The organism is Hafnia paralvei ATCC 29927 (assembly GCF_001655005.1).
GTDB lineage: Bacteria > Pseudomonadota > Gammaproteobacteria > Enterobacterales > Enterobacteriaceae > Hafnia > Hafnia paralvei.
Map to the genome: position 1 here is coordinate 101733 of NZ_LXET01000007.1, position 25234 is coordinate 126966.

19 protein-coding genes are annotated in these 25234 nt (G+C 48.5%); 10 read left to right on the forward strand and 9 right to left on the reverse strand.

Translation table 11 applies throughout. The annotated features are described in order from the left end of the window. Positions 1–5: 5 nt before the first annotated feature. Together pyrI and ridA are read left to right on the forward strand one after the other, a co-directional pair. Positions 6–470 carry an aspartate carbamoyltransferase regulatory subunit gene (gene pyrI / locus M988_RS02015; protein WP_004097184.1) on the forward strand — a complete coding sequence of 155 codons (465 nt, stop codon included), beginning with the start codon at positions 6–8 and terminating at the stop codon, positions 468–470. A 195-nt stretch (positions 471–665) separates the two neighbouring features. Then, on the forward strand, positions 666–1052 hold the full coding sequence (gene ridA, locus M988_RS02020) for a 2-iminobutanoate/2-iminopropanoate deaminase (RefSeq protein ID WP_008815379.1): 387 nt from the start codon (positions 666–668) through the stop codon (positions 1050–1052). A 65-nt stretch (positions 1053–1117) separates the two neighbouring features. On the opposite strand, the gene kch is transcribed toward ridA, so the two are convergent. The 8 genes from kch to glpT all read right to left on the reverse strand — a co-directional run bounded on the left by kch (position 1118) and on the right by glpT (position 11626). Continuing rightward, positions 1118–2311, reverse strand: coding sequence for a voltage-gated potassium channel protein (gene kch / locus M988_RS02025; RefSeq protein WP_008815378.1), 1194 nt, complete (start codon positions 2309–2311; stop codon positions 1118–1120). Positions 2312–2464: 153 nt separating this feature from the next. Further along, the gene (gene exaC, locus M988_RS02030) at positions 2465–4000 is read right to left on the reverse strand and encodes an acetaldehyde dehydrogenase ExaC (protein ID WP_064572609.1); all 1536 of its coding nucleotides are present in this window, start codon (positions 3998–4000) and stop codon (positions 2465–2467) included. A 185-nt stretch (positions 4001–4185) separates the two neighbouring features. Continuing rightward, positions 4186–6054, reverse strand: coding sequence for a selenocysteine-specific translation elongation factor (gene selB, locus M988_RS02035; protein WP_064572611.1), 1869 nt, complete (start codon positions 6052–6054; stop codon positions 4186–4188). Beyond that, positions 6051–7454 carry an L-seryl-tRNA(Sec) selenium transferase gene (selA, locus tag M988_RS02040; protein WP_064572613.1) on the reverse strand — a complete coding sequence of 468 codons (1404 nt, stop codon included), beginning with the start codon at positions 7452–7454 and terminating at the stop codon, positions 6051–6053. The genes selB and selA overlap by 4 nt, the downstream gene beginning before the upstream one ends. Before the next feature lie 102 nt (positions 7455–7556). After that, the gene (locus M988_RS02045; protein WP_039184668.1) at positions 7557–8168 is read right to left on the reverse strand and encodes a glutathione S-transferase; all 612 of its coding nucleotides are present in this window, start codon (positions 8166–8168) and stop codon (positions 7557–7559) included. A gap of 203 nt (positions 8169–8371) precedes the next feature. Next, positions 8372–8650, reverse strand: a complete 279-nt coding sequence (locus M988_RS02050; protein WP_008815373.1) for a YdgH/BhsA/McbA family protein — start codon at positions 8648–8650, stop codon at positions 8372–8374. 399 nt (positions 8651–9049) lie between these two features. Continuing rightward, the gene (gene glpQ / locus M988_RS02055) at positions 9050–10126 is read right to left on the reverse strand and encodes a glycerophosphodiester phosphodiesterase (protein ID WP_064572616.1); all 1077 of its coding nucleotides are present in this window, start codon (positions 10124–10126) and stop codon (positions 9050–9052) included. A 144-nt stretch (positions 10127–10270) separates the two neighbouring features. Next, complete coding sequence (gene glpT, locus M988_RS02060; RefSeq protein WP_008815371.1) at positions 10271–11626, reverse strand: glycerol-3-phosphate transporter; 1356 nt, start codon at positions 11624–11626, stop codon at positions 10271–10273. Between the two features lie 447 nt (positions 11627–12073). On the opposite strand from glpT, the gene glpA reads away from it, so the two are divergent. The 5 genes from glpA to M988_RS02085 all read left to right on the forward strand — a co-directional run bounded on the left by glpA (position 12074) and on the right by M988_RS02085 (position 19745). Further along, the gene (gene glpA / locus M988_RS02065) at positions 12074–13729 is read left to right on the forward strand and encodes an anaerobic glycerol-3-phosphate dehydrogenase subunit A (protein ID WP_064572619.1); all 1656 of its coding nucleotides are present in this window, start codon (positions 12074–12076) and stop codon (positions 13727–13729) included. After that, positions 13719–14990, forward strand: a complete 1272-nt coding sequence (gene glpB, locus M988_RS02070) for a glycerol-3-phosphate dehydrogenase subunit GlpB (protein WP_008815369.1) — start codon at positions 13719–13721, stop codon at positions 14988–14990. Before glpA ends, glpB begins: the two co-directional genes overlap by 11 nt. After that, the gene (gene glpC / locus M988_RS02075) at positions 14987–16186 is read left to right on the forward strand and encodes an anaerobic glycerol-3-phosphate dehydrogenase subunit GlpC (RefSeq protein WP_008815368.1); all 1200 of its coding nucleotides are present in this window, start codon (positions 14987–14989) and stop codon (positions 16184–16186) included. The genes glpB and glpC overlap by 4 nt, the downstream gene beginning before the upstream one ends. Before the next feature lie 594 nt (positions 16187–16780). After that, positions 16781–18352: a PTS transporter subunit EIIC gene (locus M988_RS02080; RefSeq protein WP_020303508.1), complete on the forward strand. Its 1572-nt coding sequence runs from the start codon at positions 16781–16783 to the stop codon at positions 18350–18352. 13 nt (positions 18353–18365) lie between these two features. Beyond that, complete coding sequence (locus M988_RS02085) at positions 18366–19745, forward strand: family 4 glycosyl hydrolase (RefSeq protein WP_064572621.1); 1380 nt, start codon at positions 18366–18368, stop codon at positions 19743–19745. A gap of 32 nt (positions 19746–19777) precedes the next feature. On the opposite strand, the gene M988_RS02090 is transcribed toward M988_RS02085, so the two are convergent. After that, the gene (locus tag M988_RS02090) at positions 19778–20488 is read right to left on the reverse strand and encodes a MurR/RpiR family transcriptional regulator (RefSeq protein ID WP_064572626.1); all 711 of its coding nucleotides are present in this window, start codon (positions 20486–20488) and stop codon (positions 19778–19780) included. A gap of 136 nt (positions 20489–20624) precedes the next feature. Here M988_RS02090 and M988_RS02095 point away from each other — a divergent pair, with 136 nt between their 5' ends. The 3 genes from M988_RS02095 (at position 20625) to treC (ending at position 25158) form a co-directional block, all read left to right on the forward strand. Further along, the gene (locus tag M988_RS02095; RefSeq protein WP_064572628.1) at positions 20625–21809 is read left to right on the forward strand and encodes an MFS transporter; all 1185 of its coding nucleotides are present in this window, start codon (positions 20625–20627) and stop codon (positions 21807–21809) included. 226 nt (positions 21810–22035) lie between these two features. Continuing rightward, a complete protein-coding gene (gene treB, locus M988_RS02100; protein WP_004097204.1) occupies positions 22036–23451 on the forward strand; it encodes a PTS trehalose transporter subunit IIBC in 1416 nt (471 codons plus the stop codon). 57 nt (positions 23452–23508) lie between these two features. Further along, complete coding sequence (gene treC / locus M988_RS02105; protein WP_064572629.1) at positions 23509–25158, forward strand: alpha,alpha-phosphotrehalase; 1650 nt, start codon at positions 23509–23511, stop codon at positions 25156–25158. Positions 25159–25234: the final 76 nt, after the last annotated feature.

Here is a 25234-nt window from a genome sequence, read left to right on the forward strand (position 1 = left end):
TAAACATGACACACGATAATAAATTACAGGTAGAAGCGATTAAACGTGGCACGGTGATTGACCACATTCCAGCGCAGGTTGGTTTTAAACTGTTAACGTTGTTTAAACTTACTGAAACCGACCAGCGAATTACCATTGGCTTGAATTTGCCTTCCAATGCGCAGGGACGTAAAGATCTGATTAAGATTGAAAACGTCTTTTTGACTGAAGAACAAGTGAACCAACTCTCTTTATATGCCCCGAAAGCGACGGTAAACCGCATCGATAACTACGAGGTTGTACTGAAGCTGACACCAACGCTGCCGGAGCAGATTGACCACGTGCTGGACTGTCCAAACAGCAACTGCATTAGCCGTAGTGAGCCGGTTTCTTCCAGCTTTAAGGTTCGTGTTCGTCAAGACGAGGTGCTGTTGAAGTGTAAATACTGTGAGAAAGAGTTTGAGCATCATGCGGTGATGCAAAACGCTTAGTATCGTTTTCTCCTAATCCCCTTTTTTGGCAGGACGCAGCCATGGCCGAGAGGAGGCGATGGCAATAGAAATTTCCAGATTTACTCGGGTTTGCGAGGCCGCGGGTGGGTTTTAGCTGGCGGCTTCCTTATAATAGGCGACGAATTTATTCTTAATATTCATCATGCACATCCGAAAATCCTAATAGGAGTAGATATGTCACGCATTATCAGTACAGAGAACGCACCAGCCGCAATCGGTCCTTATGTTCAGGGCGTTGATCTGGGTAGCATGATCATCACTTCTGGTCAGATCCCAGTGAATCCGAAAAATGGTCAGGTTGCTGAAGACGTTTCTGCACAGGCTCGTCAGTCTCTGGAAAACGTGCAGGCTATCGTTGAAGCCGCTGGTCTGAAAGTGTCAGATATTGTGAAAACTACCGTTTTCGTTAAAGATCTGAATGACTTTGCGACTGTTAACGCAACTTACGAAGCGTTCTTCTCTGAGCACAATGCGCCATTCCCAGCGCGTTCTTGCGTTGAAGTTGCTCGTCTGCCAAAAGACGTGAAAATTGAAATCGAAGCGATCGCTGTTCGTCGTTAATTCTTCGATTCCAAACGTGATTCAGGCCAGCTTTTGCTGGCCTGTTTTGTTTTCGGTCGTGGCTATCAGCCTTTTTCGACGTCTTTTACCGAAGACGTGTTACCGAAGAACAGCTCTGTAATCAGCTTGTCGTCAATCGGCTCGCCGCTGAGCGTTCTTACCAACAGTTCACTGCCCAACAATTGGAGTGAGAACACCATGTCAGGTTGGACGCGTTTGATTTTTTGCAGATGCTTACTGGCATTGACCACTGAAATGGTTTTAGTATTCGCGTTCGCCACCTCTTTAGCCGCCAGCACAATAAACGCATTTTCTGCGTCATCATCACGCAGTGCCAGAATGAATTTCGCCTTAGCCGCACCCGCTTCAATCAGCACTTTAGCACTAGAAGGGTCGCCAATAATCAGGTCGGTATCGGGGGGATACTCGTGGGAAACATTCGGTGGAACGATAACGGTTAGCGCATCGCCACGTTGCTTGAGCCCAAGATAGACGCTTAGCGCCAGCGGAGTAGCACCCGCGATAATGAAGTGATTTTTACGCATCACGTGAGAAATCCTGCCTTTCACTAATCGTTTTAAATTACCGCCAATCACCGGTCCGATAATGGCGCTGATCGACGTCGCAAATACGGTAATTCCCATCACGATAACGGATACGGTAAACAGCCTTGCGGTTGCCGTGTGGGGGACAATATCGCCAAAACCAACCGTTGACATACTAACTACGGAGAAATAAAACGCGGTCGGCATATCGAGAATGGGCGGCGCAAATTCACCGCCTAAATAAAGAGAACCGAATACGGCATACAACAATAAAGAAGCGAAGCTGACCAAGGCGAATAGCCCGCCAGCGGCTAAGCTCGCGTGATCAAAGCGCCGCCAATAGACTATCAGCAAGAGCGACAGGATTACGGCATAGAAGAATAGACCTAAACTTCCCTGCGGAGCCAAAAAACTGAGCGTTCCAGTCACCAGTAACAATAGCAGCGAAAATGCCCATGCCACTCGGGCTCGTAGCAATAGGCCAAACGCCATTAATATCAAACCAAAACCGAGTACAAACTGTGGGATCTCTAGTAGACCCACGACAGAAAGCGTGTCTTTCCATGAGCTGAACGTGCTGATGGCACTCGGCACATAGTCAAACGCCCGAAGCATTACAGGGCGCATGAAAAAGTAGCCATAAACGGCCACTAATACGGCCAGACACCAGTGCGGCTTAAACAGAGCGATAAATTTATGGAATAGTTTTTTCACGGCAAAGGGACTGATTCAAATAAAAAAAGTGTAGCGCGAAACAACAATGAATAACAGTTAGTATCGGGCTGCGGCAGCTAAGCTGCTCCACCCCTATGTGGGGAGGAGCAAGGCAACTTTCGAAAAAACCAATGCGCTTTGGAGTAAATGATATTAGAAGAAACCTTGCGGTTTATCGCTGTAGCTTACCAGCAAGCATTTGGTTTGCTGATAATGCTCTAACATCATTTTATGTGTTTCTCGCCCGATGCCAGACTGTTTATATCCACCGAAAGCGGCGTGTGCTGGATAAGCATGATAGCAGTTTGTCCATACGCGTCCGGCCTGAATGCCACGTCCCATTTGGTATGCGACGGTTCCGTTACGAGTCCAAACGCCAGCGCCGAGACCGTAGTCCGTATCATTAGCTAATTCGAGCGCTTCGGCCTGGTTTTTGAAAGTGGTGACGGCTAATACAGGACCGAAAATCTCTTCTTGGAATACGCGCATACTATTTTTGCCAAACAGGATGGTTGGTTCTAAGTAGTATCCGCTGCCTAATCCGCCCTCTAACGCGCGTTTACCGCCGCCAGTCAATACGCGGGCACCTTCCTTCTTACCTAATTCGATGTACTTTAAAATCGTGTCCATCTGTCCGGAGGATACCTGCGCGCCCATCTGGGTATTCGTGTCTAGCGGGTTTCCTGAACGAATGGATTCGACACGTTTGATTGCACGTTCCATAAAGCGCTCATAGATGGATTCCTGCACCAGTGCACGGCTTGGGCAGGTACAAACTTCACCTTGGTTAAAAGCAAACATGGCAAAGCCTTCTAACGCTTTATCAAAGAAGGAGTCTTCTTTGTCCATAACGTCGGCAAAGAAGATATTCGGTGATTTTCCCCCGAGCTCTAGCGTAACAGGGATCACGTTTTTGGCGGCATATCCCATGATTTGCTGGCCAACTTCGGTGGAACCCGTGAAGGCCACTTTAGCGATGCGTGGCGAAGTTGCCAGATACTCGCCGATTTCTCCACCTGCACCGTTAACGACGTTGAGCACACCTTCTGGCAACAAATCACCGATTAACTCCATCATGATAAGGACTGACATTGGCGTTAGCTTGGCGGGTTTAAGAACGATGCAGTTACCGGCGGCCAGCGCTGGAGCCATTTTCCAGCACGCCATTAGCAGCGGGAAGTTCCATGGAATGATTTGTCCGACCACGCCCAGAGGTTCATGAAAATGGTAGGCTACGGTATCGCTGTCGATTTCGCTGATGCCACCTTCCTGCGCGCGAATACAGGATGCAAAGTAACGAAAATGGTCGATAGCCAGAGGCACATCGGCGTTTAGAGTTTCACGAATGGGTTTACCGTTATCCCAAGTTTCAGCATGGGCTAACAGTTCCAGATTTTGCTCCATGCGGTCAGCGATTTTAAATAATACGCTGGCACGTTGTTGCACTGAGGTTTTACCCCATGCGTCTTTGGCGGCGTGTGCTGCATCAAGTGCGAGATCCACATCTTTTTTGCTCGAGCTGGCAACCTCACATAGTGCTTGTCCAGTGACAGGTGTTAGGTTGGTAAAATATTCCCCTTCAACTGGAGCGACCCATTTCCCACCAATAAAGTTGTCATAGTGTGATTTGAGTTTGAGAGGCGATTGGCCGCAGCCTGGGGTGAGAGTATCGAGAGCGTGATTCGTCATTACTGTCTCCTTTAGTCCGTAGTGGCAGGTACAGTGAAACGTCATAAACCTCAGCGCAGAATGCGCAGGGTATTAGCTCTTTAAGCGTAGTGCGTTAGGTAATCACGTGAGCTGACAGGGTGTGAATATACGGAAGGGATCACAGTTTGGTGCGCAAATGCGCACCAAAAAGCCATTAAGGGGGATTACTCATCGCTAAATAACGCGCTGTCTCGGAGTAAATGATCGTTGCCACGACGACGGGTGAATCCGCTGCGATCGAAAAATTCAAGGATCTGAATGGCAAGTTTACGGCCCACGCCTAGACGATCACGGAAATCTGCTGCTGAAGTACTGCCTTGAGTCGCATCCATTGCACGGATCAGATCGGCAAATTGGTGCATGCGTTCGGTGCGATAGTATCGATCTTTGACTACGGCGGTGATATACCCTTGCAGCGCCGCCTGACGCAGTAACTGACGCATTTCGTTTTCATCAACCTTCAATTCATTGGCCAGATCGCGCACCCACCAAGGCGCATCTTGCATCAATGGCTCGACATTTTCCCACAATGCCTGTTGGGCAGGAGTCATGGTTAAACCATGTTGAGGCAGATGCAGCCAACCGCGGCTATTTACAATGAGTTTGTTAGCGAGCAACTGGTTGATAAGCGTAAACACCAGAGATTCTGGCTCAACGGGGAGCGCCATGCGACGCAGGCGAGCCCGGCCTACGCCCATCTGATCGTTATGCTGCTCATGGAACAAGGCAAGCGTATCTAGCAAACGCTGTTGGAACTGATTAGCTAATTCGTTAGACAGTGCATAGTCACCGACCACGAGTAGATCATCGGAGTGGAATAGCTCGCTACAGTGTTCTGTGGTGAGCTGACGTTCCCAAGCAAAATTAGGAATCGAAAGTGTGCCCTTTGGAAGACGGAGTGCGAGCACCTCAGCATCGGATTTAGCGTTAGCAAGTTGTTGAAGCCAATTCAAAAAGACGGGGAGACGTTTGCCTCGACGCGGAGATGAAATCTGCAAAACGCGTGCGGCACCCAGCGTGGTTCGAGCGGAGATATCGCGCACGATCAGCGTGTCGTTTTCGACCAGCCACAGCGGGCTATCAAGCACCAACTCAGCCAACTGAACCACGCTTTCTGGAGATTGTTCTTCCAGTAGAGAGATACGACCAGTGATATGGCTGGCAGCATGGTGCAGATGCAGCGGCTGCCAATGCTGAATTGGCGCGATGGGATCGAGCGCAACCAGAATCCGCGTGCTTGCAGCCTCAGATGGACGCTGGGCCAGTAGCCAATCGCCACGGCTAATTTGATCTTTATTCACCTCGCCACTGAGATTTAACGCAATGCGTTGTCCTGCATGAGCATTCTCAGATGGTTGATTCTGAGCGTGAATTCCGCGTACGCGTACCGGTCGATCGCAGCCGGTCAACCATAAGCTATCGCCCACGCTGACATGTCCAGCCAACGCGGTGCCGGTAACAACGAGACCGGCGCCTTTCACGCTAAAGGCACGGTCAATTGCCAGACGGAAGCGTTTGTCTAAATGGGCTGGCGCCTCGGTCAATGCGATGAGGTGTGTTCGCAACGCTTCGATTCCGTCACCCTGTGAGGCTGCGGTAACAAATATGGGGGCGTCGCGCCATCCCATCTGATTGAGCAACTCGGTGACCTGCTCATGGACTTCATTGATGCGTTCACTCTCTACGCGATCGGCTTTGGTTAGCGCAACGGTTAGCGCGGGTTTGCCCGCTAAGCGTAACAGCGTTAGGTGTTCACGCGTTTGCGCCATCACGCCGTCATCGCAGGCGACGACCAGTAAAGCGTGTGGAATGCCACCGATTCCTGCCAGCATGTTAGCGAGGAACTTTTCATGGCCGGGGACATCGATAAAACCAAGCACCGTACCATTTTCTAAAGGGAGATAGGCATAGCCGAGATCGATCGTCATACCGCGGCGTTTTTCTTCCGGCAAACGGTCTGCATCAACGCCGGTTAACGCCTGTAGCAGGGTGGTTTTTCCGTGGTCAACGTGCCCAGCGGTTGCAATAATCATGGGCGTAACTCCTGTAATAACGCGAGCAAAAGTCCTTCTTCATCTTCTAGACAGCGTAAGTCCAGCCATAGTTTACCTTCGCCAATACGGCCAATGACTGGGCATGGTAGGGCGCGCCATTGCTGGGAAAGCGCATCCAATTCCCCCCCTTTTCCACTGTGCGGCATGAATGTAATAGCGACGCTGGGGAGTCGGTCAATAGGGAGTGAGCCGCTGCCTATTTGCGACTGGCATGGCGTAATGGCTACGTTAAACTGCTCGGCAAAATGGCGTTGCAGTGGTGGCAATAGGCGCTCGGCGCAGGCGCGAATCGCTGACTCAGGGCGTGTCATATGGCGCAGCGTTGGCAGTGATTGTGCGAGTTTCTCCGGCTGCTGATAGAGCTGGAGCGTCGCGTCGAGCGCCGCCAGCGTCATCTTGCCGCAACGCAGCGCACGCTTGAGCGGGTGGTTTTGCAGTTGCTCAATTAATTTGCGTTTGCCGACGATAATGCCTGCCTGAGGGCCGCCGAGTAGCTTATCACCGGAGAAGCTCACTAAATCTACGCCGTCGGCGATCAGTGCCTGCGGCATGGGTTCTGCTGGCAAACCGTAGCAAGCCATGTTGATCAGAGATCCACTGCCTAGATCGGTGATGACCGGAATACCCGTTTCCTGCCCCAAGGCGACCAGCTCAGCTTCGTTAACCGCTGAGGTAAAGCCTTGAATCGCATAGTTACTGGTATGCACCTTCATCAGCAATGCCGTGTTTTCATTGATCGCTTGGCGATAATCTTTCAGATGGGTGCGGTTGGTAGTGCCGACTTCAGCCAGTTCGCAGCCTGCCTGACGCATGACGTCTGGAATGCGAAATGCGCCGCCGATCTCCACCAGTTCACCACGCGAGACAATAACCTGTTTGTTGTTGGCTAACGCGGCCAGCATCAGCAATACCGCAGCGGCATTATTGTTGACGATACAGGCATCTTCCGCGCCGGTTAATTCACACAGTCGATCGGCTATCGCACGGTCGCGGTGCCCTCGGCCTGCACCGTCGAGATCGTACTCCAGCGTGACTGAGTGGCGCATAGCGAGAGCAGTGGCGTCGATGGCTTGTTCAGCCAGCAGTGCGCGGCCTAGATTGGTATGCAACACGGTGCCTGTAAGGTTAAACACCTGCTGTAACGCGTTTTTCTGGCTAGCGGAGAGCTGATGAGCGACAGCCAGTTCCCAATTATCGCACCACGCGGGAAGCTGTTGCTCGGCACGAATGCGGTCGCGCGCCTGCTGTTGCAGCTCGCGCAGGGTTTTAGTGACGAGCTGTGTGCCATAGGTTTTCAACAAGGGTTGAAAAGTGTCGTCGCGTAACAGGGTATCGACGGACGGAATTTGACTGTAAAGAGTCTGGCTGTCTGCGCTCATGGTGATCTCACGCCTTTATCATCGTAATGGCGAATATGATAAAGGCTGAGGGCGCAAGAATATACCCTTCATCCTTGAAGGTGCATTATCGGTTCTGCTCAATCAGCTGACCGGTGGTTCCGTGCGGGTAAAGCTTTCACGTTTAAATAAACGCTCGGCCAGTTTCACCAGCTCTGGACGATTCACGCACCAGTTTGGCGCTACGCGACGGAAGTTGAGATATCCCAGACAGCAGCCGGTTGCAACGTCAGCCAATGTCATCTGCGGCCCGTTGAGCCACTTGCCGTCTTTGGCATGTTTTTCCAGCGCGTCTAAACCGCGATCGATTTTGCTACGTTGGCGGATGATCCAATCGCTATTTTGTTTATCCGCAGGGCGCATCATTTCTTGCACCAAAAGTACAGCTGCATCGCAGATACCGTCTGACAGGGCTTCTAGCTGGCGAATGCGCAGCGCTTGTTGGCGATCTTCGGGCAAAAATTTTGGTGAGGCATCCAAGAGATCGACGTATTCAGCGATGATCGGTGAATCATAAAAAATTTCACCGTCAGCAGTCACTAACGCGGGGATTTTGCCGAGCGGATTGTATTGCGGTACGTGAGTGGTGCTTTCCCATGGGATATCATTAACAAATTCAAAGGTTAGCCCTTTTTCCAACAACAGTATAAAGATTTTTCGCACGTAGGGGCTGGTATAGCTGCCAATGAGTTTCATTGTCCCTGTCCTTATCCAATAGTTGAGAGTTTATAGCCGTCATACTTCAAGCTGCATTTTTGGTGGCTGCGTGCGCTCACTGACCGTCTCAATGCAACTTGAGTCATTTGGCTAATGAAGAGGATTTAGGGATGAGTATGGCAGAAACGCCTCGCATAGAAAGAGGGAACCGACCACGGTATGCGGCCGGTTGATAAAATAGTTTACTTCTTCTTATAAATCTCAGCGGTACCGCGGGCAATATCTCCCATGCCTTCAGTGCCAACAGAGGTTATACGATACGCATCAGCATCTTTTTCTTCGGCTTTTTTCTCCAATTTTTTGACGATATCGTCCATGGTTCCGTCACGAACTTCTGCGCTGACATCGCCGATTTTGGTGTATTTCTCCATATCGGAATGTTTGATTTCATCGGCTGCGCTAGAGAATGCAGAGAAAGAAAGCAGAGAGGCCCCTGCGATTGCCAGAAGATATTTATTCATTTCTTTAATCCTCAATTTATTATTGGGTTACTGATTGGGGTCAATTTGAAACTCAAAACAGCATTGTGACGCCTAACAAGATGAGATGATTAAGAACGCTAACAAGCGTGTTTTTTGAACACGTTTTAAGCGTAGTGGATATTTTCAGAAATGATAGGGGAAAAAGGTCTAATGGGATTGCAGGGGACGAGTTCCCCTGTATGAGCGCAGCACGCGTATGCTTATCGGTTTCTATTTAATGATGGTGTAAATATCGGCGCTTCATCTTGTAGCGATAATATTTATTATAGAATGACTGATAATACAGACAGCCATTATTATTCGTGATTGAACTGTTGATATAGAATAAGAAAACAGGGAGCGTATGCTCCCTGTTTAGATAATGATGAAACTTAAATATTATTTATGTTGACCTTGTTTTTCTAAGAACTGCACGCCTTTATCTGGGAAATCGGTAAATACCCCATCAACGCCGGCTTTGTTGTAGATCAGATCGTACAGTTGGTCGCCGTTACTCACGTAGTCAGGCAGTGCGTCAACGCGAATGGTATAGGGATGTACTACCATTTTGACTGCGTGAGCATCGGTAACCATCGCGGTGAGTTTCGGGTTCTCTTTGGTTGCATCTTTCCCCACCAACATATGGTAATCAGGGCCAATACCATCGGCGTATTGAGCAATCTGTTTCATCGCGCCTGGCTTGAACATCCAGTCGTAATCGTAGTTTACCCATGTCCCGTCAGGTTTCTTTTCGTAGGTTTCATTCCAGTCGGTATAGGCGATTAACTGAACCAGTTTCAGATCCATGCCCATCTTAGGTTCAAGCTCATTTTTAATGCGTTTGAGCTCGTTAGGATCGAAACATTGCAGATAGACGTTATCGTTCTTGCCGGTATAGCCGTATTGCTTAAGCACCTGCAATACTTTGGTGGAGATATCTTTGCCTTCCTGCTGGTGGAACCACGGCGCCTTGATCTCTGGGTAAATCCCGATATTTTTACCCGTTGAGTGGTTTAGACCCTGAACGAATTCAATCTCTTCTTCAAAGGTATGGATACGGAAATCCGATTTGCCCATAGGGAAACGGCCCGGATAGCTTTGCACACGCTTACCGTCTTTTATGTCAAAGCCTTCGGTGAATTTCAGAGACTTGATTTCATCGAGCGTGAAATCGATAGCGTAATAGCGACCATCCTTGCGCGCGCGATCAGGGAAACGATCAGCGACGTCGGTGACGCGATCTAGATAATGATCGTGTAGTACAACCAGATGGTCATCCTTGGTCATCACCAGATCTTGTTCTAAATAATCAGCCCCTTGTGCATAGGCCATCGCCTTGGATGGCAAGGAGTGCTCAGGTAGATATCCGCTCGCTCCGCGATGGGCGATAACCACTTTATCGGCAGCCTGAGCACTCATTGCCAGAGTTCCGCTTAGCAGCAGGCCAGCCATAATCGTATTGAGTCGTAGGTTCATGGTTTTCCCTTATTATTTTCCACGCCCGTGTTGCTTCACATTGCATTGTATTGGTATGCAGATTGAATGCATTAGGCGCTACCGAGGTAAAAAAAGGCCGCGACGCAAGGAGTTACGACGCGGCCTAATGAAACATATCAATGGTTAGTTTCCGCGGTTTGCCGCGATCTGTTCGTGATGTTTCTTCTCGTTGATCATCACGATTAACAGCAGGATAACGGCCAGAATGCTACCGCCAATCATCACCATAAAGCCGCCGTCCCAGCCGAAGAAGTCAACGGTGTAGCCCACGATGGCGCTAGCAGCAACGGAGCCGCCAAGGTAACCAAACAGACCCGTAAATCCGGCTGCGGTCCCCGCCGCTTTCTTCGGTGCCAGTTCAAGCGCGTGCAGGCCGATCAGCATCACAGGACCGTAGATCAGGAAGCCGATGATGATCATACAAGCCATATCGACGCCAGGATTACCCGCAGGGTTCATCCAGTAGACGATGGTGGCGATTGTCACCAGTACCATGAAGAACACGCCTGTAGCGCCACGGTTGCCGCGGAAGACTTTATCCGACATCCAGCCACACAGCAGGGTGCCCGGAATGCCCGCGTATTCATACAGGAAGTAAGCCCAAGAGGATTTATCCAGTGCGAAGTGTTTCACTTCTTTCAGATACGTTGGTGACCAGTCCAAAATGCCGTAGCGCAGTAGATAAACAAACACGTTAGCGATAGCGATATACCACAACAGTTTGTTTGGCAGCACGTACTGCATGAAGATTTGTTTAGCAGTTAGTTCTTCTTCTGCTTTTTCACTGTAATCATCGGGATAGTCGTTTTTATATTCTTCAATCGGTGGCAGTCCACAGGACTGAGGAGTATCACGCATCAGACCAAAAGCGATCAGTGCTACTAAGATAGCGGCGATAGCCGGCATATAGAGTGCGGCGTGCCAGTCGTTAAACCATGCCATACCCAGCAGGAACAGCAACGGAGGTAAACCGCCCCCCACGTTATGGGCACAGTTCCAGACCGAAACGATACTGCCGCGCTCTTTCTGCGACCACCAGTGAACCATGGTACGGCCACATGGTGGCCATCCCATTCCCTGGAACCAGCCACACAGGAACAGCAGCACGAACATTACCGCGATGCTTGAGGTAGCCCACGGCACAAAGCCCATGAACAGCATGACGGCGGCAGCTAAGATCAAACCCGCAGGTAAGAAGACGCGTGGGTTGGAGCGGTCAGAGACCGAGCCCATGATGAATTTGGAAAAACCGTAGGCGATGGAGATACCTGAAAGCGCAAAGCCTAGGTCGCCACGAGAGAAGCCTTGCTCGATGAGGTAAGGCATGGCCAGAGTAAAGTTTTTACGCACCAGATAGTAGGCCGCGTAACCGAAGAAGATCCCCATGAAGATCTGCCAACGTAAGCGACGATAGGTCGGATCGACCTGCGCGTCAGGCAGTCGCTTGACGTGCGCTGCGGGTTTAAAAATGCTTAACATATAGATATGCCTCCGATGGCTTTCTCATTCTTTTGTGTTTCCTTTATCGATTCCCCAGTGAGCTCGGTAAAGGTCTGCTGTGTGCCTATGATAAGTAGAACAGCAATGTTTTAATTTTTGTGCCGCTTTCCGTTCAGCAAAGTGTTATCCATTTTCTTTTTCGAGCGTAGGGTATTCAAACGCGCATTTCTTTACTGTGAGAGATCGCTCAAATTGTTACAGTTTTATGAATGCGATGCTGATTTTGAGCGGTTAGTTAATTTTTTGAAACCAAAAATCATACTACCCCAGTGATAATGATCACAAAAATGGTTAAATGCGCGCTAATCACTTTCGTTTTGTGCGCGTATTTGCTCCTTATCAAACAATTTCAGTGTGGGTTATGTCTTAATAGCCCTAATCGTTTTATCCGCATATTCATTGTTGTGAAAAGGTCGGGAGCCATTCATGTTACAAAGCCCAGCGACACAAGAGACTGATGTCATCATCATCGGGGGCGGTGCTACCGGTGCAGGGATTGCACGCGACTGCGCACGGCGTGGCCTACGCTGCATTTTATTGGAACGTCACGATATTGCGACGGGAGCAACCGGTCGTAACCATGGCTTATTGCACAGCGGTGCGCGTTATGCGGTAACCGATGGCGAATCCGCGCGTGAATGTATTGAAGAAAATAAAATTCTTAAGCGGATCGCTCGCCATTGCGTAGAACGTTCCGACGGGCTTTTTATCACGCTTCCTGAAGACGATTTGGGTTTTCAGTCCGGCTTTATTGAAGCCTGCCAAAAAGCGGGTATTGATGCGCAGGCCATCGACCCGAAAGAAGCGCTACGGCTTGAGCCTGCGGCAAACCCAGCGTTGATTGGGGCGGTACGCGTGCCAGATGGCACTGTCGATCCTTTCCGTTTAACCGCAGCGAACATGTTGGATGCTCGTGAGCATGGAGCACAGGTACTGACCTATCATGAAGTTAGCGGTTTGTTACGCCATGGCGATCGGATTACCGGCGTGCGCGTTATCGACCATAAATCCCGTGAAAGTTATGAAATTCACGCTCAGATTGTGGTGAATGCCGCAGGGATCTGGGGGCAACATATTGCCGAATACGCGGATCTCCGCGTACGTATGTTCCCAGCTAAAGGTGCGTTGCTGATCTTAGGACACCGTATTAACAACATGGTGATCAACCGCTGTCGCAAGCCCGCCGATGCCGATATTTTGGTTCCTGGCGATACTATTTCACTTATTGGAACCACATCCACGCATATCGACTACGATCAAATCGACAATATGATCGTTACGCCTGAAGAAGTAGATATTCTGATCCGAGAAGGTGAAAAACTCTCACCTAAGCTGGCGAGAACACGTATTTTGCGTGCTTATGCGGGTGTGCGCCCATTGGTTGCGAGCGATGACGATCCGAGTGGACGCAACGTTAGTCGTGGCATTGTTTTACTCGATCACGCGGTGCGCGATGGTTTGGAAGGCTTCATCACCATTACCGGTGGCAAGCTAATGACCTACCGCCTAATGGCGGAATGGGCTACGGATAAAGTCTGCGAAAAATTGGGTATCACAGCCGCTTGCTCCACGGCGACGGAGGCATTACCCGGTTCCCAACATTCTGCAGAAGAGACGCTGCGCAAGGTGATTTCACTGCCGGCGACGATCCGTGGTTCCGCGGTGTATCGGCATGGCGATCGTGCCGATCGTATGCTGGCTGGGGATCGTTTGAGCAACAGTCTGGTGTGCGAGTGCGAAGCGGTCACCGCGGGTGAGGTACGCTATGCGGTTGATTCTCTGACGGTGAACAATTTAGTCGATCTACGTCGTCGTACGCGAGTGGGGATGGGCACCTGTCAGGGCGAGCTATGCGCTTGCCGCGCTGCTGGATTACTCAACCGCTTTAAAGTGACCACACCAAAACAGTCTATCGATCAACTGTCTCATTTCCTTAATGAACGCTGGAAGGGCGTACGTCCGACAGCGTGGGGCGATGCGCTACGTGAAAGCGAGTTTACAGCTTGGGTTTACCAAGGTTTATGCGGCATGGAAGCACCTACGGTGAACCAGAGTGTTCAGGAGAATGACAATGAAATTTGATACGGTAATGATCGGTGGTGGCTTAGCTGGGTTGTTGTGTGGCATTCGTTTGGCTGAAGCGGGACAAAAGTGTGCCATCGTTAGCTCCGGTCAAAGTGCGCTGCATTTCTCCTCTGGCTCCTTAGATTTACTCTGCCAACTGCCTGACGGTAGCCCTGTAGAACAGCCGTTTGCGGCGCTAGAGGCACTGTTTTCACAGGCTCCTCAACATCCTTATAGCTTGATGGGACACGATGCTGTGGTTCGTTATGCGGCTGAGTCAGAGCGTTTGTTAGAACGCAGTGGGCTGGCGCTGGTGGGAAGCTGCCAACAGAATCATTTGCGTGTGACCCCGCTAGGGACTCGACGCACTACTTGGCTGAGCCCGAATGAGGTTCCGGTAAGTGCTTTAGAGGAATCGCTGCCGTGGAAACGTGTATTGGTGGCTGGCATTGAGGGATTCCTCGATTTCCAACCACACTTGGTGGCCAACTCTTTAGCAGAGCAGGGCATTGAAACTAAAATTGCTGAGCTGACGCTGCCTGCGCTCGATCGCTTGCGTAATAACCCAAGTGAATTTCGCGCGGTGAATATTGCCCGTGTGCTGGATTTACCTGATAACCAACAGCTTCTGATCGAAGAGCTAAACCGTTTAGCCCAGCAGGTTGACGCCATCATCATGCCTGCCTGTGTCGGTATGGAGCAGGCTGACGCGCTAGAGCATCTACGTTCACGGGTGAAAACGCCGCTGCTACTATTGCCCACCTTACCACCTTCGGTGTTGGGTATGCGTTTGCACCACCTATTACGCCGTCGTTTTCAGGCATTGGGCGGCGTGATCATGCCTGGTGATGCGGCGCTAAGAGCCGATCTGGACGAGGGCAAAGAGGTTAGAATTTATACGCGTAACCATACCGATATTCCTCTACGCGCCCACAACGTAGTGCTTGCCAGCGGAAGTTTCTTTAGCAACGGTTTAAAAGCGGATTTTAACGGTGTTACTGAACCCGTATTTGGTTTAGACGTGATTAGCGAAAGTGCCCGAGCAAACTGGAGTCAGGAGAATATGTTTGCCCCTCAACCTTATTTACAGTTTGGGGTGAAAACGGATTCACAGCTACGGCCAACGATTGATGGCCAGCCTGTGAATAATCTGCGTGTTATTGGCGCGGTTTTAGGCGGCTATGATCCTATTCAACAAGGCTGTGGGGCTGGTGTGTCAATGCTGACGGCCTTGCATGCGGCAGAACTAATTTTGGCTAAGGCGGAGGGCGCGCTATGAGCCTACATGCAGATAACAGTTTCGAGAATTGCATTAAATGCACCGTGTGTACGACCTATTGTCCGGTCGCGAAGGTTAACCCGAACTACCCTGGGCCGAAACAGGCGGGGCCAGACGGCGAGCGTCTGCGCTTAAAAGATCCCCTGCTTTATGATGATGCGCTGAAATATTGTACCAACTGTAAGCGTTGTGAGGTCGCCTGTCCGTCAGACGTGAAAATCGGCGATATCATTCAGCGTGCTAAAGCGAATTACAGCCAACATAAACCCACGCTGCGTGATGCTATTCTGAGCCATACCGATTTGATGGGGACATTATCCACGCCGTTCGCCCCGATTGTGAATATGACTACTGGCCTTAAACCAGTACGTAAGTTGCTGGATAAGGCGCTGAAAATCGATCACCGTCGTGAGCTGCCAAAATACTCGCTGGGTACATTCCGCCACTGGTATAAGAAACAGGCGGCAGAGCAGGCTAAATTTGCAGATCAGGTCGCGTTCTTCCACGGCTGCTTTGTTAACTATAACCATCCTCAACTGGGTAAAGATCTGGTGAGCGTATTTAACGCGATGGGGATTGGTGTACAGCTGTTGAAGCGTGAGAAATGCTGCGGTGTTCCTTTGATCGCTAATGGTTTTATTGAACAGGCAAAAAAACAGGCACGTGTTAATGCTGAATCATTGACCGATGCCGTGATCGGGAAAGGGATCCCAGTGGTGGCGACCTCTTCTACCTGTGCATTCACTATTCGTGATGAATACCCACATGTGCTGGATGTAGATACGACTCAGGTGCGCGAACACGTAGAGTTGGCAACGCGCTATCTTTATCGCTTGTTAGACGGCGGGCGTGAGCTGAAACTCAAAAGCACGCCGATGAAAATCGCCTATCACACGCCGTGCCACATGGAAAAAATGGGCTGGACTCCATATACGTTGGCCTTGTTGCAGATGATCCCCGGTGTTGAGCTAACGGTTCTCGACTCTCAATGCTGTGGTATTGCAGGCACCTATGGTTTCAAAAAAGAAAACTATGAGACATCACAGGGAATTGGCGCAGGGCTGTTCCGCCAGATAGAAGAGAGCGGTGTCGATTTAGTGGTGACTGACTGTGAAACCTGTAAATGGCAAATAGAGATGTCGACAAGTAAGAAGTGTGAGCATCCTATTTCGTTGCTGGCAAGGGCAATAGCTTAAGGTTATACCTGTTCTCGGCTATGGTATGGCGGTGTGATGTTTTGATGGCTGATGTGGTTATGGTGTAAGGCTTCGACCGCCTATTAATAACCGTTTTTACATGTAGCCTCCGTCGAAGGCGTCCGATGAGTGCCCCATTGCGTGGGGCTCTCAACTCGCGCGCTTTTATTCGAGATGCGATTTCCGCTCCGGTTTGGTATCGCCCATCTTGGGCGCCCCGAACTCCACCGGTACATCCTTGTACCGGTGGCTCTTCCTACCAATACTTAAACTTTTAAAAGATAAAAACAAAGACAAAGCAATGTTGTTTTGTCTTTATCGTGTTTAAAGAGTGCATGCTAGAGCTGTCGGCGGGGTTTTTGCTGGCTGACGAAATATTTAATGTATGTCACATAAACTCTGGAATAACGAAATCTTCGTTTCACAATAAAGTGATTTACGTTGCCTTAAAACCGAAACAGGTGTGCATTTCGAGGCTGTTTGTGCCTATTTTTTGCAACAGGTTCCTTTTAAAAAATAGAGTTGCTATAAAGTCTGTACTGGAAGTGAACTTATTATAATTAATTCAACCCTACTAATAATAAAGGAACAACTATGTCTGGAATACGGCAACGTACTCTGGAGAGTATGCAGCAATTCTCCAGAGCGATGATCGGTGCAGTGTTATTTTTGCCAGTAATTGGTTTGATTCTGGCGTTTAGTTCAATCTTAACTAACCCAACGCTTATTTCGGAAACGAGTTTTCTCCATCAACTAGGCCAGTTATTAGGTGACACCTTTTGGCCTCTTTTTGGTAATTTAGGTTTGCTTTTCTGTGTGGGTATTAGTTATGGATTAGCCAAAGATAAGAAAACAGAAGTCGCGCTGGTTTCTGTTATGTGCTTTATTATGTTTCTTGGCGCTAATCATTCTTGGCTTGAGCATACAAATGCGATAGCTGATAAAATAAATGGTGAGTATTATGGCACGGGGCAAACTCAATTATTGGGTTTTGTCGTTGTCGACATGGGGATATTTCTCGGTATTATTCTTGGCTGCACTATTGCTTGGGTACATAATAAAGTTTCATCAATAGAATTACCCGGCGCGCTCTCTATGTATGGCGGTGCAAAGCTGACTCTCATTGCGATGACACCGGTGGTGATTGTTTATGCTATCGCCTTCACGTGGTTCTGGCCAATAATGACTCACGGCATCACGGCGATGACTGGCTTTATGAAAAACGCAGGCGTTGCGGGTGTTTTTGTTTATGGTTTCTTTGAGAAGTTTTTAATCCCAACAGGCTTGCACCATTTTGTTTGGTCTCCTTTCCAGCTTACACAAATTGGTGGGTCGTTAACGGTAGATGGTCAAACGGTATCTGGAACACAGGCTATCTTCCTTGCCTATATGCGCCATCCTGACCTGACACCCGTCATGAACGATGCGCTACGTTTCTCTCAGCAAGGCATGACGACTATTTTTGGCTTGTCCGGTGCTGCTTTGGCTTTTTATCATACTGCAAAGCCTGAAAAGAAAATGCTTGCCAAGGCCGTTTTACTGCCCGCTATCATTACGTCTATTTTAACCGGTATTACTGAACCTATTGAGTTCACATTCCTATTTATTTCTCCTCTTCTGTGGTTTATACACGCCACATTAACCGCTGCATCTCAGGCGATTTGTGATTTGTTAAGCGTGAGGCCATGGGGCGCATCAGGGTTAATTGAATTTCTTGCCTATAACCTTCCATTGCCTGTTTCATTAACACGCTGGCCACTCTATGTGTTAATCGGTATCGGCCAATTTATCGCGTATTACGTTATCTTTCGCACTATTGTTGTGAAATTAAAACTTAAAACGCCGGGTCGTGAAGATGACGACGAAGTGAAACTGTATAACAAGAAAGATTATCAAGAAAAAATACAGCAAGGTAAGAGCGGTAAGGAGACACAAATTGGTGAAATTATTAAAGGGCTAGGCGGAAAACAAAACATTATCTCTATCGATAATTGTTTCACTCGCCTACGTGTAGCCATTCATGATTTAAACCTCGTAGATGATGCCGTATTGAAAACAACCGGTGCAAATGGCGTGGTGCGAAACAGAAATGAAGTTCAGGTTATATATGGCGTCAAAGTTGGGCAGGTGCGTTCCAAAGTTGATACCTGGCTAGCGGATAACTAATTGTGGAGTATTTATGAAACTGACTGTATTAGGTGGTGGTGGTGTACGTTCCGCATTTTTGGCAAAATCTTTGGCTTATAATGCGCATCGGATCGGGGTGGAGAAAGTCGTTTTTCTCGATAGTTCAGAAGATAATCTGTCTATCTTTGGTGAGATCGCCCGTTATATTTTTGAAACTATCCGACCAGATATTGAATTTAGCTTAACAACCGATCCGGTGTCTGCGTTGCAGGGGGCTAACTACGTGATTACCACATTACGAGTAGGCGGTGATGAAAGCCGTATTCGTGATGAGCGTATTGCGCTTGACCATAATACATTAGGGCAGGAAACTACGGGCGCGGGCGGTTTTGCGATGGCGATGCGCTCTATTCCTGCGATTTTAGATTACTGCCGGTTAATTGAAGAACACGCGGCTTCTGATGCGATTTTGTTCAACTTCACTAATCCCTCTGGGCTGGTGACAGAGGCCATTATTAAATCCGGTTTTAAACGCCGCGTTTATGGGATTTGTGATGCTCCTTCAGAACTTATTCGTGAACTTCCGGCTATTTTGGACTGTGAGGAAAGTGAATTACAGGTTGAATGCTACGGATTGAATCATTTCTCTTGGTTCACGCATTTCACCGTTCGTGGTGAAGATGTTACTGACCGACTGATTAGCTCTCCGGATCTGTATAGCAAAACGGCGATGCAGTATTTTTCACCAGAACTGGTTCGTTTGTGTGATAAACAACTGCTGAATGAATACTTATATTATTACTATTACAAAGAAGAAGCCTTGCAGGCAATTAAAGACTCCGGTGAAACGAGAGGGGAACAGATTGCCCGTATCAACCATGAAATGCGTCAAGATCTGCGCCGTATCGATGTTAAAACGAATCCTGCCGAAGCCTTTGATATCTGGATGAGACATTATCTGCGCCGCGAAAATAGCTATATGCAAAATGAATCGCAGCAGGAGAAATTCCACACCAGGGAACCTCTGACACTACAACAGTTTATCGAAGAGCCGGACAGTGGTGGTTATGCGGGGGTCGCATTAGATATTCTAGAAGCCGTAAACAGTAACACCACAAAACGAATTGTGGTTTCCATTTCAAACAACGATACGCTGGATTTCCTACAGCCTGATGATGTCATTGAAATTAGCTGTGATCTTAGTAAAGAAGGGTTAAAACCGGTTAAGCCAATTCATGTTCCAACCGCACAGAAAAATATGATTTCCTGTGTGAAAGAGTATGAGCGTCTCGCGGTGGAAGCCATTTTAAATCAAGACAGAACGCTAGCGGTCAGAGCGTTAATGGCACACCCGCTAGTGGGTTCATGGTCATTGGCTGAGAAATTAGTGGCAGCCTATTTACAGGGGCCACAGTTCCAAAACTGGAAATAAAAAAGAAGCAGGGCACTCTGTGGGGGCCCTGCTTATCTTTGGTTAAACCACAGTTTGAGAAGATGCTCAAACCCCAAAATACAATAGCCAAAGAATGGATTTGACCAGTAGATATCATCATCATATTTTTGCGGGTCGTGGATAATAAATGAGATATCGGCGGCCTGTGCCAACGGACTCTCGTGGTCGCCAGTAAAGCAGACAAGATCGATGTTTTTTTGCTCTAGAGCCTTCACCCAACTGAGTGCCGATGAACTCCTGCCTGATTTTGAAATAATCCAGACGGAATCAAATTTATTGGTATTCTTTTGTTCTAGAATTTCATAATCTGGCCATAGAGCCAAACTGGCATTGACTCCGGTGACCAGAAATTTATTGTAGATATATTGGGCGATGAGTTGGGAGAAACCGCTGCCGTGGATAAGGACTCTTTCTTTTGCTAACTTCTGCAAAAGAGACTCTAACTTTTCCTGCGGTCGGATATTCATAAAGTTAACGTCATTAGTCACATCGAGTTTAGGCAAAGTAATATTAAATTTTATGAAATAGACCATTTCTAGCCAGCCATTGAACTTAAGTTTTTTGGCTAGACGCACGAGAGTTGAAGGATTGCTGTAGCATCTCTCGGCCACGCTACGTATACCTTCCTGAATACACTTTTCGGGGTTAGCTTGGATATATTGAAGTACGCCAATTTCAGTATTGTTTAATACTGTGTCGCGAAATATGTTTTTTATATCCATTATATGCTCCTATTGTGTTGGAAAGAGATTAACATAGCTAAATATGAATATCTGGATGCCCAATAGATAAATTTTGTATATATTAGCGCTTGTTGTGAAAACATTAAACGAAAATAAATCAGTGGAATATAAGCACATGGAAAAAAACTTGGCTACACTCGGCTCTACATTTTTTTTATGGGGACTGATCACTGCCATTAACAGCACGCTAGTCTTGTTTTTCTATCACTACTTTAACCTAACGTGGCCTCAGGCCATGTTGATTAATGTCCTTTTTTATGTAGCTCCTTTTGTGACCTGTTTACCCTGTTCTTCGTTGATAGCTTCTCTGGGATATCGATACGTTTTACGAGCTTCATTGAGTCTGGTGATGGGCGGATGCCTTTTGCTGAGTTATGCATTAAGTCAATATTTCCTTTCGCTTTCTATGTGTGCAGTTTTTGTGATTGCAACGGGGGTGGCGGCGTTGCAAGTGGTCGCAAATCCTTACCTCACCCTACTGAGTAAAGAACATAAGCGGGTGGGCAACCTGAGTCTTGCATCGGCAGTTAATTCTTTAGGAACAACATTAGCCCCACTGTGTATTGCTTTTGCTCTACAGTATTCCCCCATTGATTATGTCAGCCACAAAGAACCCATCAGATGGATTTGGCTGGGGCTGGCGATATTCTCTGGCATGCTGATAATGATCACTTTCTTGATAAAAATTCCCGATGTGATGCAACCCAAATCAATAGAGCGGAAGTTTGTCCAACTTTGGCAAAATAAAGGTTTTGTTTTTTCTGCCTGCGCTATATTTACTTATGTAGGTGTTGAAGTCACTTTAGGCACCAATACAATTAACTACCTCACCTCAATAGGTAAATGGGATACGGAAGTGGCTATTTCATTAATCTCTTTTTACTGGGGAGGCGCTTTAATTGGCCGTTTTCTCTTTGGTTTTCTTGCCCATAAAGTTAGCCTGCGAAAAGCCTTTTTTACGGTAACTATCACTTCTGCTTTACTCGTGTTTTTAGCAATAGTGTTGAATAACACCATAGGTGGATATTTATTACTGTTGATTGGTTTCGCTAATTCCATTATGTATCCTATTATTTTCAGCCACAGTATGAAGACGGTGCCCCAGCTAGCTAATTTGGCCGCAGGTATTTTAATCATGGCAGGAGTTGGCGGCGCCGTTGTGCCTTATCTGCAGGCTATGCTGGTAGAAATTATCGCGCTACGGTTTAGCTTCTTATTGCCGTTTGCACTTTATCTGCTATTGGCATGCTGGGGAGCAAAATATCTAGATTCACAGTCACCTTCAGCGACGTGTGGCTGAAGAATATTTAGCCGGTAGATTGGCTCGACTTTAACGGTGGATTGCGTTCTGTTGCTCCCTTTCCTATTCCCTCACCACAATTCTTGTGATCTCCGCCTAGTTTCGGGAACGTTCCCGTTCCATAGGAAGAGAAGAGTGGCTACGCTTTAAACAGCCAGATGCTTATGGATCGAATGATTGAGATCCGCGTTACTCTTAAACCAGAACGAATCTACAGGTACTCATTATGAGCAAGGTAAAACAAGATCAGGTTGATCGGCTGATTACGTTGGTGGGCGGGCGCGGAAATATCGCCACTGTCAGCCATTGCCTTACCCGATTGCGCTTTGTATTGAACGATCCGGCGTTAGCTTCGCCAAAAAAAATTGAAGAGCTGCCGATGGTGAAAGGTTGTTTCACCAATGCAGGGCAGTTTCAGGTCGTTATCGGCATGGACGTCGGTGATTGGTATCAGGCGTTGATCAGCACCGCACATGTGGATGCGAGCGACAAAGAACAGGCAAAAAAAGCAGCCCGGCAGAATATGAGCTGGTGGGAAATTGCGATCTCTCACTTTGCCGAGATCTTTTTCCCACTGTTACCAGCGCTGATTAGCGGTGGTTTGATTTTGGGATTCCGCAATGTGATCGGTGATATTCCGCTGGTCGATGGGCAACCGCTAACGGCGTTACACCCAGCATGGAAAACGATTTACGATTTCCTGTGGTTATTAGGCGAAGCTATTTTCTTCTATTTACCGGTGGGCGTCTGTTGGTCGACGGTGAAGAAAATGGGTGGTACGCCCATTCTTGGTATCGTTTTGGGGGTCACTTTGGTTTCCCCACAGTTGATGAACTCTTACATGCTAGGCCAGCAGTTGCCCGACGTGTGGAATTTCGGCTGGTTTACCATTGAGAAAGTGGGTTATCAGGCGCAGGTTATTCCCTCTATGCTGGCTGGTTTAGCGCTGGGATGGATTGAAACTCGACTGAAACGTTTAATTCCCGACTACCTCTATCTGGTGGTGGTTCCGGTTACTTCATTGCTGCTGGCGGTATTCTTAGCTCATACCCTGATCGGGCCGTTTGGCCGCATGATTGGCGACGGCGTGGCGTGGTGCGTGAAGTCGGTCATGACGGGCAGTTTTGCCCCAATCGGCGCTGCGCTGTTTGGTTTCTTATATGCGCCGTTGGTGGTTACCGGCGTGCATCAAACGACGTTGGCGATCGATATGCAGATGGTGCAGAGCATGGGCGGAACGCCGGTGTGGCCAATTATCGCACTGTCTAATATTGCGCAGGCTTCTGCAGTATTAGCGATTATTTTTGTTAGTCGCAAAGCCAATGAACGAGAAATCTCTGTGCCAGCCGCTATCTCTGCTTACCTCGGTGTGACCGAACCTGCCATGTACGGTATCAACCTTAAATATCGTTTCCCAATGCTGTGCGCGATGATCGGCGGGGCCTGTGCAGGTCTGATTTGCGGGCTGTTTGGCGTGATGGCTAACGGGATTGGCGTAGGGGGGTTGCCTGGCATTCTGTCTATCCAACCGCGCTTCTGGGGCATCTATGCGGTAGCGATGGTGGTTGCGGTCGTTGTGCCTTTGGTTCTGACTATCTTGGTTTACAAGCGCAAAGAAAAACGCGGCGAGCTGCCGGTATAACGAACTGCTATCTCTTCGTATTTCGTATACGAAGGGTTGAATAATAGGAATATGACGATGAGTGAAACACTTCCGTGGTGGCAAAACGGGGTGATTTATCAAATCTACCCAAAAAGCTTTCAAGACAGTACAGGCACCGGCACCGGCGATCTTAACGGCATTATCAGTCGTCTAGACTATCTTGAAAAACTCGGCGTGAGTGCACTGTGGCTGACGCCGGTATATCCGTCGCCGCAGATTGATAATGGCTATGATGTGGCGGATTACTGCGCGATTAACCCTGATTACGGCACGATGGCTGACTTTGAACGCTTGGTGGAACAGGCTCATCAACGCGGAATGCGGATTGTAATGGATATGGTATTTAACCATACCTCAACGCAGCATCCGTGGTTTGTAGCGGCACAAGACCCAGCGAACGAGAAGCATCACTTTTATATCTGGCGCGATGGTAAAGCGGATGCACTGCCAAATAACTGGCGCTCAAAATTTGGGGGGGATGCTTGGCAATGGTCTGAAAGCGCAGATCAGTATTATCTGCATCTTTTTGCTCCTGAGCAGGCGGACTTGAATTGGGAGCACCCACCGGTACGTGAAGCGCTGAAATCGGTGTGTCATTTCTGGGCTGACAAGGGCGTGGATGGCCTGCGATTAGATGTCATCAATCTGGTTTCCAAGCAGCAAGACTTCCCCGACGATTTACAGGGTGATGGCCGACGCTTTTACACCGATGGCCCAAGAATTCACGAGTTTCTTGGCGAGTTTGGACGCGACGTATTTAAACCGCGTGGGCTTATGACGGTCGGTGAAATGTCGTCAACTCAGCTTGAGCACTGCCAGCGCTATGCGGCGCTAGACGGTAGCGAGCTATCGATGACCTTTAATTTTCACCATCTCAAAGTTGATTATCCCGGTGGGGAGAAATGGACGCTAGCCCGTCCAGATTTTATTGAGCTGAAGAAGATTTTTGCCTATTGGCAGCAGGGAATGCACAACAAAGCGTGGAATGCGCTGTTTTGGTGTAATCACGATCAGCCGCGTATTGTTTCTCGTTTTGGCGACGAAGGCGAGTTGCGCGTGACTGCTGCAAAAATGTTGGCAATGGTTTTACATGGTATGCAGGGAACCCCCTATATTTTTCAGGGCGAAGAGATTGGTATGACCAATCCGGGCTTTACGCGTATTGAGCAGTATCGAGACGTAGAAAGCCTGAATATGTTCCGTGAGCTGAGCGCGCAGGGGCGTGAGAGCGCCGAACTGCTGGCGATTTTAGCGACTAAATCGCGTGATAATAGTCGTACGCCGATGCAGTGGAGCGCGGATAAAAATGCCGGGTTTACTCAGGGTACTCCGTGGATTGAGCCCGCAGGCAACTTCGCCGAAATTAATGCGCAAGCCGCGATGGCGGATAAAAATTCAGTTTATTACTGCTATCAGGCACTCATTGAGCTCCGCAAACAATTGCCTTTGCTGACACATGGCGACTATGTAGATCTGCTGCCGGAGCATCCATCATTGTGGTGCTATCGCCGCAGCCATCAGGGGCGTGCATTGTATGTTTTGGCCAACCTCAGTGCTCAGTCGCAGTCATTAACCCTAGAGATGACGCTGCCGAAGGAGGGCTGTATGCTCATGGGCAATTATCCGCAACAGGATGATATTCCAGCACTATTGCAGCCCTATGAAAGTATCTATTGGTTGATGTGATAAAAGTAGTTTCTTGGTCCCCCCTGTGAAGGGGGGTTGTGGGGGGACAACTATAAGCCAAATTGTGGTTAATACC